Below are 13,115 nucleotides of genomic sequence, written 5' to 3' on the forward strand. Positions count from 1 at the left end.
CGGCCTGCATTGGGTTAGGCCGGCAGGGAAAAAGGGTGCGGTTCGCGCACCCAATGTCTATGGTCCGTCCGCGACTATCCATGAGTCGCACACAGGACAACAGGTTGAGAAGGCGATCCAGAATTGGCGACCCCAGCGAAAATCCCGGTCTTTGACGGACATAACGACGTGCTGTCGCGGCTCTGGCGTTCGCCGGGGGGCGCGCCGGAACGCCGCTTCCTCGATGGCGTCGATACCGGACATATCGACCTCGACAAGGCTGAGACGGGCGGTCTTGCCGGCGGTCTCTGTGCCGTCTACGTGGGCTCGCCGGGCCTGGCCAAGGACGGCAGCGGCGACTTTGCGACGCCGGATCAGGAAACCGCTCTCGAGGCCACCCTCGGCATGGCGAGCCTGTTGATGCGGATCGAGCGCCAATCCGAGGGCCGGCTGAAGATCTGCCGCAGTGCTGCCGATATCCGCGACGCCATGGCCAAGGGCGCCTTTGCCTCCGTGCTGCACATAGAGGGCATCGAGGCCGTCGGTGCCGATCTCGACGCGCTCTATGTGCTTCATGCCGCGGGTCTCCGCACGCTCGGCCCGGTCTGGAGCCGGCCGAACATCTTCGCCTATGGCGTTCCCTTCCGCTTTCCCTCTTCGCCGGATATCGGTCCGGGCATCAGCGAGGCCGGCAAGGATCTGGTGCGGACGAGCAACGAACTGAAGATCATGCTCGATCTCTCGCACATGAACGAGCAGGGCTTCTGGGACATCGCGGCGCTGTCGCAAGCGCCGCTCGTCGCCTCCCATTCCAACGTCCACGCGCTCTGCCCGCACAGCCGCAACTTGACGGACCGTCAGCTCGACGCGATCAAGGACACCAGCGGTCTCGCCGGCATCAATTTCGGCGTCCTGTTCCTGCGCTCGGATGGCGTCAAGAACCCGGAGACGCCGCTGACGCTGCTCGTCGACCATATCGACTACATCGTCAATCGCATCGGCATCGAGCACGTCGCGCTCGGCTCGGACTTCGACGGCACGACTATCCCGGCGGCCATGCGCAGCGCGGCCGATCTGCCGCTGCTCGTCGACCTCTTGCGCACGCGCGGCTATGACGACGCCGCGCTCGCAAAGATCTGCCACGGCAACTGGATCCGCGTGCTGGAGACGACCTGGGGCGCGTGAGTGCCGCCCGGAGCGGTACGTTCTCAGGCGGCCGAGCGTTTCAACGAAGCACGCTAGGTCCTTGACGTAGCCGGCAGGGCCTCGAGCAGCACGCCGATCGCGCAATCGACGGCGGCCGTGCGCCGATCCCTGGCGAAGAGCCCATACTGGACGGCAAACGGCTTCGGAACACCTGACGAAGCAGGCAGCGCCCGCATCGTGCCCGCGCGCATCGCTTCCGGCGGAAGCAAGCCAATGCCGAGCCCGTTTTCGACTGCGGCTTGAAGCGCGGTGATGCTCTGGCTGGTAAAGGTGATCCGGTGTTCCCGGCCCTGGTCCGCCAGCGTCTCGATCATGCGTCGGCGCCAGAGGCAGGGCGCCGCGAAGGCGACGAGGTCGATCGGCCGCGTCTCGTCGAAAGCGTAGTCCGTAGCGCAGACCCATTGCAGTTCGACGTTCCAGGTGGTGAGGGCGTCGGCCGTGACCACCGAGGTCGGCACGACCATGATGTCGAGGTCGCCTTCGGGCCAGGTCCTTCCAAGCGCCACGCATTGCTCGACCACCACGTCGAGCCGGATCTCCTGGTAGCCGCGCCGCAGCCGCCCCAGCGCTTCGGGCAGCGCCGTCGTTGCCACTTCCTCGGCAAGCCCGACCCGGACGCCACCGCTCAAGTCTGCCTGTCGCAGCCGCGCCGCCGCTTCGTCGCCGAGCGCCAGCATGCGCGTGGCGTATCCCAGAAACAGTTCGCCCTCGGGCGTCGGAACGACACCGCGACCGGTGCGGGTGAAGAGTTGACGGCCGAGCAGATCTTCGAGCCGGCGCATCTGCATGCTGAGTGCCGATTGGGTGCGGCCGGTCTGGGTAGCGACGCGGTTCAAGCTGCCTTGCCGGCAGACCGCGACGAAGCTGCGCAGGAGGTCGATCCCGACCTGATCAGATATCATGAAACTTGAACTCTGTTGTCATTGATATCAGTCTACAACGGGAACTCGTGCGTGGCTATCTATCAGATGTGACCAGCGAGGAAGGTGGGGCAGCATCAGGCAGGTCGGCATCGACCGTCGCCTAGAGGCTGCCAAGACCAGCCAACTCAACCAGAGGACCAGATCCATGAAAGCCATCCGCGTGTATCAGCACGGCGGGCCTGATGTGCTCGCCTATGAAAATGTCGACCTCGGTGAACCCGGCCCGGGTGAAGTGCGCGTGCGCAACCGGGCGATCGGCGTCAATTTCGTCGACGTCTACCTGCGAAACGGCGCCTACCCGCCGCCGCAGCTGCCGTTCATCCCCGGCAAGGAAGGGGCGGGCGAGGTGATCGCCGTTGGGCCTGGCGTCGAGGGCTTCAAGCCGGGGGACCGCGTCGCCTATTCCGAGGCGCTCGGTGCCTATGCGGAGGAACACAATGTGCCGGCGCGTGTCCTTGTGCATCTGCCTGAGGATATCGACTTCGAAACGGGTGCGGCCATGATGCTGAAGGGCCTGACGGCGCAATATCTCCTGCGCCGGACCTTCCGGGTCGAGGCCGGCCACACCATCCTCGTCCATGCGGCTGCCGGCGGCGTTGGCCTGATCCTGACGCAATGGGCGAAACATCTCGGCGCAACCGTCATTGGCACCGCTGGCGCGCCCGAAAAGGCCGAGCTGGCGAGGAGAAGTGGCGCCGACCACGTCATCGACTACAACGCCGAGGATTTCGCTGCCCGCGTTCGGGAGATCACCAAAGGCGAGGGGGTCGATGTCGTCTATGACAGCATCGGCAGGGCGACGTTCGAGGGGTCGCTCGATAGCCTGCGCCCCTTCGGTCACTTCGTGAGTTTCGGCGCCGCTTCCGGTCCGATCCCGCCCTTCGACATCACGACGCTCGCGCAGAAGGGATCGCTTTACGCCACCTGGCCGCTGTTGCCGGCGCATCTGGCGCGGCGCGAGGATGTGCTGGCGATGAGCAAGGATCTCTTCGATGTCGTCGCGAGCGGCGCCGTCAAGATCCCCGTGCACGCGCGTCTGCCGCTGGTCGAAGCGGCCGAGGCGCACCGCCGGCTCGAGGGTCGCCAGACGACGGGCGCCATGGTGCTGCTGCCTTAGCGCGGGCCGCGTCCATCGCGCATTCGAACTGCGGCCTAGTGACGGGCGCCGATCGCGGCGCCCGCACCATCGAATAGGGAGGACCGGCTTTCGTCGATCCGGATCCCGACGGCCTCGCCGACGTGGAAAGGTGTGTCGGCCGGCGCGCTGACATTGATCAGGCCGAGCCGGCCGGCGCGAACGAAGACGCTCATATTGCCGCCGAGATATTCGCTCGCCTCGACGACGCCGCGGCAGTGACCGCTCTCCGGTGCAACCAGCGCCAGGTGCTCGGGTCGCGCCCCCAATTGCTCGGGTTCAGCCATCCCCGACATGGAAAGCGTCAGATTGCCTTCGCCGCTCAGGTCGAGACGGTCGCCCTGGTCGCGCCGGCAGGGCAGGAGGTTCATCTTCGGGCTGCCGATGAACTGCGCCACGAAAAGGTTCGCCGGTTTTTCGTAGAGGTCTCTCGGCCGACCCTGCTGCATGATCCGCCCGTCCTTCATCACCACGATCCTGTCGGCGAGCGTCATCGCCTCCACCTGGTCGTGGGTCACATAGATCATGGTTGCGCCGAGGGTGCGATGCAGCTTGGCGATCTCAAGCCGCATATCGACCCGCAGCGCCGCATCAAGGTTTGAAAGCGGTTCGTCGAAGAGGAAGCCGACCGGCTCGCGTACGATCGCCCGGCCGATGGCGACGCGTTGGCGTTGGCCACCGGAGAGCTCCCTGGGGTAGCGGTCGAGCAATGGCGTAAGCTTGAGCGTTTCTGCCGCTGCCTCGATCTTGGCCTTGGCGTTTGCCGTCGGCACCTTGGCAAGCCGCAGTCCGAAGCCCATGTTCTGCCGGACCGTCATATGCGGATAGAGCGCATAGGATTGGAAAACCATGGCGAGCTGCCGATCGACCGGCGAAGCGGACGTCACGTCCCGGCCATCGATCAGAATCTGCCCGGCGGTCGTCGCCTCCAGGCCGGCGATCATTCGCAACAGCGTGGACTTGCCACAGCCGGAAGGCCCGACGATGACGACGAATTCGCCGTCGGCGATTTCTAGGTCGAGCTCCCGGATGATCTCCACTGCGCCATAGCGCTTGCCGGCATTCCTCAGCGAAATCGTACCCATGCGTATCTCCTGGAATATCAACCCTTGACCGCGCCGGCGGTCATTGATCCGCTGATCTGGCGGTACATGACAAGGCCGAGCAGCATTGGCGGCAGCGCGCCGACGATCATCACGGCGGAGGCGACGCCCCACTGCACGCCACCGCCGCTTGCGGCGAAGAAGAAGGATGCGCCGACCGTGACCGGCACCGCCTTGGAGGTGGTCAGCATCAGGCCGAAGAGGAACTCGTTCCAGGCGGTGATGAAGCCGAAGATCAGGCTGGTGACGATCGCCGGCCGGCAGAGCGGAGTCACGACCTTGATGAGGATCTGCGTGCGGTTCGCGCCGTCCATGAGAGCAGCCTCGTCGAGTTCCGCGGGCAGGTCCCGGATGGCATTGACGAGAATGACGAGTGCCAGCGGCAGATTGACGATCGTGAGGATCAGCCCCAGTCCGAGGCGCGTATCGAGCAGCGCCAGCCACTGGAACATCATGTAGAGCGGGATCGCGAAGATGATCAGCGGCACGGCGCGCAGGTTGACGATGAAGGGCAGAAGCGTGCGTTCGCCGATCCTGCCGCGGGCGATCGCGTAGGCCGCCGGAAGCGCCAGTGCCACGGCAAGCACCGTGCCCATCAGCGCCACGGCGAGGCTGTTGAACAGATAGAGGAAGATGTTCAGCCGGTCGGAGACCTCAAAGACGGTGCGGTAGTTCTCGAATGTCGGGGCCTGTACCCAGAGACCGGGATTGCCGGAGAGCTCGCGCGCGCTCTTGAACGAGGTGGAAAGCGTCACCAGCACCGGGAAATTCAAGGCGATGGCGGCGATGGCGAAAACGAACCAACGGAGCGCAGAGATCATCGCTTGGCTCCTTTCCGCCGGCTGGCGAGAGCGTTGAGGCCGTAGAGCACGGCGAATGAGGCGACGAACAGGACGACCGAGGCGGCAACCGCCTTGCCGATGGCGCCCTGCTTGAAGAAGGCCTCGTAGATGTAGATCGATAGCGATGCCGTCGATCCGCCGGGACCGCTGCCGGTCAACACATAGACATTGTCGAAGACCCGGAAGCCGTCGATGAAGCGGATAAGCAACGCAGCCGCGATTGTCGGCCCCATCATCGGCAGTTCGATGAACCACAGGCGTTGCAGGCCTCGTGCCCCATCCATGGCGGATGCTTCGGCAATCTCGGAGGGGATTGCCTGATAGGCCATGTAGAAAAGCAGCAGCGTGAACGGTGTCCACTGCAGCGTCTCAACGACGACCAGGGTCCAGAAAGCGGAGCCAGGCCCAAGGAACGAGATGCTGGCGCCGAAATAGGTCCAGAGATAGTAGGGCACCGGGCCGACGAACTCGTGCAGGACAAGACGGTACATCAGACCGACCAGCGCCGGAGCGACCATCAGCGGCAGCATCAGGATCGCCATCAGCCAGCTCCGCTTTTCGATCAGCGGCGACAGGAATATCGCCAGAAACAGGCCGAGCAGACATTCGAGAATGGCGGTCAGCAAGCCGAAGCGCAGCGAGAACCAGCTCGCCTGCCAGAAGGCTGCATCGCTCCAGACCGAGAGAAAGTTCGTGAGCCCCGTGAACTTCGGCTCACGCAGCGTTTCGAAGGAGACCTCGGAGACCGAATAGATCAGATTGACGAGTGCCGGGAAGCCCAGGAACACGAGCAGGAAGAGGACGAGCGGCGTGGCGAGCAGCCGGAATTCTGGGGCATTGGATTGCGGTCTGGCTGTCGTCATGGCACCGATCTGTATCTGTTGTCGGACGGGCAAGGGGACGCAAGGTGTTTGCTCGGTCCTCTCCCCGTGCCGGTTACAGGAGCCCTAGCCAACCCAAATCCTGGAGCTGAACAGGCTCTTTCGCACCGCGGATGCGGCGCACCTGGATCCCGTGTGGAGCACCGGCATGAGGGGCGGAGGCTTCCTCAGTCCCCGCTTGCCGTGCAGGGTTGCGGCTTCCCGGTGGACGCCGCAACCCTTTCACTTACTTCAGCAGGTCCGCCATGCCCTTTTCGGTATTGGCGAGCGCATCGTCGATCGACTGCTGGCCGGACCAGTAGCCGGTGAACTCCTTGGCCTGCAGCTCGTAGACCGACAACGCCTTGGCTGAGGTGGCGCCGTTCATGACGTAACCATACTTGCCGGCGAATTCGCCGAGCTTGACCAGGTCAGGCCGGGCGTCTGCGACCTCGGCGACCACCTCCGGCGTCAGCGCCGGTGCGCCGTTGTTCTTGGCGTAGATCAGCGCGGCTTCCTTGGAGGAAAGCCACTTCAGGAATTTGCCGGCGCCTTCCTTGTTTTCGGCGTTCTTGTTGAGACCGAAACCGAGGCCGTGGATATGGGTGAAGCGCCCTTCCGGACCTGCAGGTGGGGCGACCGTTTCGGTCACATCGGCCACAGCAGGGGATTTCTCCTTGCTGGTCAGATCGCCGGCTGCCGCATTCCATTGCAACATGGCGGCGACCTGGCCGGACGCAAAGGCGGCGTTCGCCTCGGCAAACTCGTAGGACAGCGAGTCCTTCGGCGTCGCGCCGTTGTCATAGAGGAGCTTGTAGATCTCGAGGCCCTTGCGATAGGCATCGGAGTTCACGGTGATCTTGCCGCTGTCGTCCATCCAGTTGGCACCATAGGCGCGTGGTACCGACTGCCAGACCATGATGTTGAACAGCAGGTTCTTGAGCTGCAGCACCGTGCCGTAGCGGGTCGGGCTGTCCGGGTTGACGGCCTGGGTGAAATAGAGTGCGGTTGCTGCGTAATCGTCCCAGGTCCATTCGTCCGGGGTCTTCGGCTCCAGCTTCTTGCCGAGGTACTTCTCCGAGATCTCGGCATATTTCGCCTTGCCGGCATCATCCTTCAGCAGGGCCTCGATCAGGTCCTTGCGGAAATACATGAAGTGCAGCGAGAGATCGGTTGGCACGCCATATTGCTTGCCCTGGTACTGCATGGTCGACAGGACGGAATCGCCATAGACAGCCTTCGCTTCGCCCGAAAGCTCGACCGGCTCCATGAACGGTGCGTAGCGGCCGATCGAATAGGTGGCGAGCAGGTTGAGATCGAAGGCTTTCGAACCGGCGGCGAGATCGGCCTGCAGCTTGTCCCAGAAGCCGTCGCGGTTGAAGAACAGAAGTTCGACCTTGTCGTTCTCGGCTACGTCGGACTTGGCGTTGTAGGCGTCGGCGGCGGCGCGCAGCGCGACCTCCTCCGGGCCCCCCGGCCAGCCGAGCACCGTTACTTCCGCAAGGGCTGGCGTTGCCGCCAGCAGCCCGGCAATGCCCGCGGCCGCAAGCAGCGCACGTCTTTTCGTGGTCGCAAAAGTCATCTTTGGTTCTCCCTCAAGTTTTGTTGACGCTCTGCAAGATCAGCAATGCCGATCACCCCTGCATTCTCCCCAAGGGCGGCGGCATGTAGCGATGGACGAAGTCGTGCCGGCACCGGTTCCAGTGCGCGTTCGACGGCGGCGAGATAGCCTTCGGCCAGACCGATGCTGCCGCCGATGACGATGCGTCTCGGGTCCAGCGAAAGCTGGATGTTGCGGCAGAGCAGAGCGGTTCGCTCTGCGGATGTTTCGATAGTGCGCCTGGCCCAGTCGTGTCCGTCGCGGGCGGCGGCGAAGACGTCCCGTGCGGTGGCGCCCGATTGGTGGGGGGCTGCCTGCCCGGCGATCCAGTGGCCGGATACGTGATCTTCGAGGGCGTCACCAGGCCATTCGGCGCTGCGCGACTGGCCGAAGTGTCCGGCGAGCCCTTCGAGCAGGCGCCCATTCAGGACGATGCCCCCGCCGATACCGGTGGAGATCGTCAGGAAAACCATGTCTTCGCGGTTGCCCGCGCCAAAGGCGTATTCACCCCAGGCTGCCGCGTGGGCGTCGTTTGCAGCCAGCACCGGCACGCCTGCCAGCCGCTCGATCGTTTCCGTCAGCGCAAAGCCGTCGGGGATGTCGAGCGTCTTACGGTTGAGCGCCGACCAATGGCCGTTATCGACAATGCCGCTGACCGCGGCGCCGACCGAGCCGTAGGCACCGCGCCAGGACGCGATCGCCCCGAAGAGCGCGGTAAGCCACTGGGCCGGATCGCCTTCGCCGGGCGTCGGCATCCGCAGTGTGTCGACGATTTCTGTTCCCCGCACGAGGGCGGCCAGCATCTTCGTGCCGCCGACATCGATCGCGAGAACGGTTTGGGTGTGCGCCATTTTCAGGCCTCGTTTCCGGCAAGCGTTTCATCGAGCGCCTGCCTGAACCACGACGTCACGTGCTCGGGCCGCGTGATCGCGGAGCCGACGACAACGGTGAAGGCGCCGGCCTGAAGCGCCTGAGCGGCCTGTTCGGGCGTGCGCACGCAGCCTTCGGCGACCACGTGAGGGGTCAGGTTGCGCATGGCGGCGATGAGGGCGAAGTCCGGTTCCGTCGGCTCGACCGGACCCGTGTAACCGGCAAGGGTGGAGCCGACAATTTCTGCGCCTTCGGCAAGCGCGTGCTCGGCGTCGGCAATGACCGAGCAATCGGCCATGGCGATCTTGCCTGCGGCGTGGATGCGCTCGATCAGCGTCTTGGTCGCGACCGGCCGTTCGCGGGCAGTGGCATCATAGGCGATGATATCGGCGCCGGCTGCCGCCAGAGCATCGACGTCCTCGATGAAGGGGGTGATGCGGATCGGAGACGTCTCCAGGTCGCGCTTGACGAGGCCGATGATCGGGCGATCGGTCGCTTGGCGCACGGCGCGAACATAGTCTGCGGATTCGATGCGAAGGGCGGTTGCGCCGCCGTCGAGCGCGGCCAGCGCGAAACCGACAACCATGGCGGCATTGTCCATGACGCCGCCCTTCACCGGTTGGCAGGAAACGATCAGACCGTGCTTGAGGCTATGGATGTCGAAGGTCACGCAGGCTCTCCCAATGGAGGCTCCACGGTAGCAGTGTAAGACCAGATTGCAACAGGAATTATACTGGTATTATCGCATCAGTTCGATGACGAAGTCGTAGACGTCGCCCCGGTACTTGGTCTGGGTGAACTCGACGATCTGCCCGTCAGCCAGGAAACAACGCCGCTCCATGACCAGCAGGCTCGTATCTTCGGGCGTTTCGAGCAGGCGCCGCTCTTCCTCGCTGGCGGGCTTTGCCTGCATGCGCTGCAGCGCCCGGACGGGCAGGGCGCCGTGGGCGGCGAGATACTCGTACAGTGATGCGCCGATTGCACCGGGATCCGGCACGAAACGGGCAGGCAGCGATGCCGTTTCGATCGCGATCGGGGTGTCGTTGGCAGTTCTCAGACGCCGGAGGCGCACGATTTTTTCTCCCGCCGGAATGCCGAGTGCCATCATTTCAGCGGGTGACGGGCGGCTGATCTCACGCGAAATCCAGGTGCAGCCGGGCTCGAGGCCGCGCGAGCGCATATCTTCGGAAAAGCTCGTCATCGTCGCCAGCGACTTCTCGACGCGTGAGGAAACCACGGTCTTCGCTCCCTGGCGGCGGTCGAGCAGGCCATCGGCGACGAGGCCTTCGATCGCCTTGCGCACGGTCACGCGCGAGATCGAAAGGCCCTCACTCAAATCCCGTTCGCTGGGGATGACTGCGCCGCGGCGCAATGTGGACGCATTGATCGCCTGCTTGATCGCCTCTTCGAGGCGACGGTAGAGCGGCTCGCCGCTATCGCCAGACATGGCACGCGCAAGAAAATCGAGAGTTGCCTGATCGCTCATGAGGATCACCTTTTCGAGATGAGTCCTTATGCAAAATTTTTCGTCGGTTTTAAACTGGTATTATCATCGGGCGTCGTTAGGCGCACCAAGCTGTCGTCTTGGCGCCGATCCGGCGGCGAGTGCCGGGGTGCCCGGCGACAGGCACGGCATGGAGTCGCCACCGATCTCCACTCAGCTTCCCTGGTCGCCTTCGATTTTTCCGGATGCGCCCAGCCGGTTCTCGGCGCGGGTGACCGCCAGGCTGTCGGCAGGGCTTCCCGACGGATCGCCGTCGCCGAACACATCCATGGTGCAGGTGTGCAAAATGGTTGTGGGCTCACCCGTGTGGTTCCACATCGTGTGGGTGCGCAGCGAAGGAAAATGGGCGGAATCGCCCGGTTCGAGCACCACGCGCTCGCCGTCAACCTCCAGCGTCAACGCCCCCTGGAGAATGAAGAAGATCTCTTCGCCCTCGTGCGACATCGGTTCGCTGCGGTGGCCCGGTGGCTCGTGAATGATGGTGCTTCTCAGTACATTTCCGGGAAAGGAGGCGGAGAGCCGCTCGTAGGAGACGGCGTTGCGGCCTTCTCCACCCAGCCCATAGATCGGCCGGTGTTCGCGGCGGGTGAAAGGTGTTGCGACTTTCGGCGGATTGAGGAAGCTGCCGGCCTCGACCTTTAGCGTCCGGCAGACGGCGATCAGCGAGGTCAGCGAGGGGACGGTAATGCCGCGCTCGATCTGCGAAATGAAGCCGACGGAAAAGCCTGCCTCGTTGGCGACCTCCTGAAGCGTCATTTTCAGTGTCTTGCGCCGTTGGCGCAGGCGATCACCGAGCGATGGCGCCTCAGCCTCGCCGCTCGATGCACCGCTGGCATGTTCCGTCGTCACAGTCTGTCCCCTTATCGTCTCTCCTCAAGCTAGGGTGCGCCCGGATTTCCTGTCAATCGATTTTAGATATCCTAAAAACCGCGATGACGGCGGCAGCCGGAGACGGCGAGGGCAAGCCCTTGGCGGAAGGTCGCCAAGGGTGAACGGCGAGTGTCGCATTGCCATCTCAGGAGCTACCGCGACTGCTCCACGGTCGCCGCCACGATCCGACGCACCACAGGAAGAACCACGAGCAGGCTCGGGAACGCGACCAGCCAGGAAAAGATCCAGGCCTTGAGCCAAAGTGACAGCAGGTCCGATTGAAAGCCGCTGCCGCTCGCCGTCGAGACGAAGGAGACGATGGCGGACATCAGTACGGACAGGACCAGCGGCATGACGATTGCCTGATATCGGTGTGGAAGCTTCTTTGACATGCGGGTGAACTCCAGGCTTTGAAGGGATGCGAATGTCCGTCGGCATGGCGTCGGACCGTACTTGTGCTAGGCTTGCGCCAATTCGCGGATGAAGCTTTCGAGGTTGCGGGGTTCGCGCTGAAGCGCTGCGCCGAGTGTCAGGCTGTTTCCACCGAGGCCGACGTCCGAATAATGGGCGTGGACCTTTGCCAGCAGTTCCAGTTGATGGTCGCTGTACTTGCTGCGGATCGGCGCTGCCCATTCATGAAAGCCGATGGTTCCGGCAATGATCGGCCGCCCGAGTGCCTCGCTCATCATCCGGGCGATTTCCTCGCGATCGTGCCGCCCCTCGGCGCACAGTTCGAGCGTTGCATAGGCAAGGCGATCCTCGGTGAGTGCGATTGCCGCCACTTCTGCGACGTCGCGGTAGTCGACACGGGCAATGCGCGTCGACGCGGGAAAAGGTTCGGCGAAAGTGCCGGTTGCAAGCACGCTCGCCCAGCCCGCACGCAAGTTCTGCATGAAGTTGGCCGGATGCAGGACGGTGTATTCGAGCGGCGAGGAATAGAGCGCGTCCTCCACCGGGATCTTTGCCGCATGGTTCTTGAGCCGCACATTGGTCGGCTGGATGACCGAGGAGAAGACGAACTTCCTGACGCCGGCCCGCACGGCGGCTTCGACCATCGACACGCCCATCGCCGCTTCATCCGGTGCGAAGGCCGGCCCGATATGAAAGATCCCGTTAACGCCCTCCATCGCACGGTCGAGGCTCTCCCGGTCGCGGAGATCGCCAATGGCGATCTCGGATGCGCCGAGCGTTCGCGCAAGCGCGCCCCGCGCTTCGTCGCGGGTCAGGGCGCGAACCGTAGCGCCGCGCCGCGCAAGTTCAGGGACAACGAGGCCGGCGAAGCGGCCGCTGGCGCCGACGACGAGGATGGTGTTGGAGCGCGGGTTCATCTGGGCCTGCCTTTGGTGCGATCGAGGTGATGGCCTCAAGCTAATGACTCGCAATAAAACGGACAATTGTCGCGAACTGTGATTTTTTCTCCCGAAAATCGGGAGTGTCGCCATGAGTCGCATCGAGGACCTGGAAGCTTTTCTGGCCATCGTCGAGCAGGGTAGCCTGACGGCTGCGGCGAAACGGCTCGGGCGTCCGCTCCAGACCGTCAGCCGGTCGCTCGCGATGCTTGAAGCCGATGTCGGTGTGGAGCTGGTGCATCGGACCACCCGCCGCTCGATGCCCAGCGAGGCGGGCGAGAGCTTCTATCGGCGCATCAAGCCGGCAGTCGAGGAGATCCACGAGGCGCGCGAGGAAGCGGCACAACGCCGCTCCGAGCCATCAGGTATCCTGCGTCTCGGGGCGCCCAATCTGTTTGCGCCGCGGTTCCTGATGCCCGTCATTGCCGAATACATGGCGAAGTATCCTGAGGTGGAGGTCGATCTCGACCTGTCCGACGCCTTTGTCGATCTCGCCGGGGGTGGGCTCGATCTGGTCGTGCGGATCGGGGATCTCCAGGATTCTGGCTTGACCGGCAAGCGCCTGGGCGCGCTTCGTCGCGTCGTCTTCGGCTCGCCCACCTATTTCGCCCGCTTCGGCCGGCCTTTGCATCCGCTGGAGCTGGCTGAGCACAGTTGCGTCACCCGCACCGGTGACGAGCGACCCGGTGCGTGGATGTTCACCATCGACGGCCGCGCGCGTGCAATCAAGGTGAGTGGTGCGTTTCGAACCAACTCGATGAACGCGATCTATTCGGCGGTGGAGGAGGGACTTGGTCTTGGCTATTCACCGCTCTGGCAGATCAAGCACTTGATCGACGCGGGCAAGGTGGAGCTCGTGCTGGAGGACTTCGAG

Annotated in this window: 14 protein-coding genes; 3 read left to right on the top strand and 11 right to left on the bottom strand. The window is 63.9% G+C overall.

Features of this window, described 5'->3' with window-relative positions; all coding sequences use genetic code 11:
* Nucleotides 1-123: 123 nt before the first annotated feature.
* On the top strand, nt 124-1,164 hold the full coding sequence (locus I8N66_RS03590; protein ID WP_291149775.1) for a dipeptidase: 1,041 nt from the start codon (nt 124-126) through the stop codon (nt 1,162-1,164).
* 53 nt (nt 1,165-1,217) lie between these two features.
* On the opposite strand, the gene I8N66_RS03595 is transcribed toward I8N66_RS03590, so the two are convergent.
* Nucleotides 1,218-2,087: a LysR substrate-binding domain-containing protein gene (locus tag I8N66_RS03595; protein WP_291149778.1), complete on the bottom strand. Its 870-nt coding sequence runs from the start codon at nt 2,085-2,087 to the stop codon at nt 1,218-1,220.
* A gap of 166 nt (nt 2,088-2,253) precedes the next feature.
* Here I8N66_RS03595 and I8N66_RS03600 point away from each other — a divergent pair, with 166 nt between their 5' ends.
* The gene (locus tag I8N66_RS03600) at nt 2,254-3,225 is read left to right on the top strand and encodes a quinone oxidoreductase (RefSeq protein WP_291149781.1); all 972 of its coding nucleotides are present in this window, start codon (nt 2,254-2,256) and stop codon (nt 3,223-3,225) included.
* A 35-nt stretch (nt 3,226-3,260) separates the two neighbouring features.
* Here I8N66_RS03600 and I8N66_RS03605 read toward each other — a convergent pair whose 3' ends face one another.
* The 10 genes from I8N66_RS03605 to I8N66_RS03650 form a co-directional block, all read right to left on the bottom strand.
* Nucleotides 3,261-4,328 carry an ABC transporter ATP-binding protein gene (locus tag I8N66_RS03605; protein ID WP_291149783.1) on the bottom strand — a complete coding sequence of 356 codons (1,068 nt, stop codon included), beginning with the start codon at nt 4,326-4,328 and terminating at the stop codon, nt 3,261-3,263.
* 17 nt (nt 4,329-4,345) lie between these two features.
* A complete protein-coding gene (locus tag I8N66_RS03610) occupies nt 4,346-5,167 on the bottom strand; it encodes a carbohydrate ABC transporter permease (protein WP_291149785.1) in 822 nt (273 codons plus the stop codon).
* The gene (locus I8N66_RS03615) at nt 5,164-6,051 is read right to left on the bottom strand and encodes a sugar ABC transporter permease (RefSeq protein ID WP_291149788.1); all 888 of its coding nucleotides are present in this window, start codon (nt 6,049-6,051) and stop codon (nt 5,164-5,166) included. Before I8N66_RS03615 ends, I8N66_RS03610 begins: the two co-directional genes overlap by 4 nt.
* 244 nt (nt 6,052-6,295) lie before the next feature.
* Nucleotides 6,296-7,630: an extracellular solute-binding protein gene (locus tag I8N66_RS03620; protein ID WP_291149791.1), complete on the bottom strand. Its 1,335-nt coding sequence runs from the start codon at nt 7,628-7,630 to the stop codon at nt 6,296-6,298.
* Nucleotides 7,627-8,499 (bottom strand): ROK family protein, encoded by an 873-nt coding sequence (locus tag I8N66_RS03625; protein ID WP_291149795.1) that lies wholly within the window; start codon nt 8,497-8,499, stop codon nt 7,627-7,629. The genes I8N66_RS03620 and I8N66_RS03625 overlap by 4 nt, the downstream gene beginning before the upstream one ends.
* A gap of 2 nt (nt 8,500-8,501) precedes the next feature.
* On the bottom strand, nt 8,502-9,188 hold the full coding sequence (locus I8N66_RS03630) for a putative N-acetylmannosamine-6-phosphate 2-epimerase (protein ID WP_291149797.1): 687 nt from the start codon (nt 9,186-9,188) through the stop codon (nt 8,502-8,504).
* A 69-nt stretch (nt 9,189-9,257) separates the two neighbouring features.
* A complete protein-coding gene (locus I8N66_RS03635) occupies nt 9,258-10,004 on the bottom strand; it encodes a GntR family transcriptional regulator (RefSeq protein ID WP_223728508.1) in 747 nt (248 codons plus the stop codon).
* A gap of 171 nt (nt 10,005-10,175) precedes the next feature.
* Nucleotides 10,176-10,871: an XRE family transcriptional regulator gene (locus I8N66_RS03640; RefSeq protein ID WP_291149802.1), complete on the bottom strand. Its 696-nt coding sequence runs from the start codon at nt 10,869-10,871 to the stop codon at nt 10,176-10,178.
* 173 nt (nt 10,872-11,044) lie between these two features.
* Nucleotides 11,045-11,284 (bottom strand): DUF2798 domain-containing protein, encoded by a 240-nt coding sequence (locus tag I8N66_RS03645; RefSeq protein ID WP_291149805.1) that lies wholly within the window; start codon nt 11,282-11,284, stop codon nt 11,045-11,047.
* Nucleotides 11,285-11,350: 66 nt separating this feature from the next.
* Nucleotides 11,351-12,220, bottom strand: coding sequence for an NmrA/HSCARG family protein (locus I8N66_RS03650; protein WP_291149807.1), 870 nt, complete (start codon nt 12,218-12,220; stop codon nt 11,351-11,353).
* 112 nt (nt 12,221-12,332) lie between these two features.
* Between I8N66_RS03650 and I8N66_RS03655 the strand changes: the two genes are divergently transcribed.
* On the top strand, nt 12,333-13,115 hold a 783-nt coding region (locus I8N66_RS03655; RefSeq protein ID WP_291149809.1), incomplete at its 3' end, for a LysR family transcriptional regulator.

This window comes from Ensifer sp. SSB1, assembly GCF_016652895.1.
GTDB lineage: Bacteria > Pseudomonadota > Alphaproteobacteria > Rhizobiales > Rhizobiaceae > Ensifer.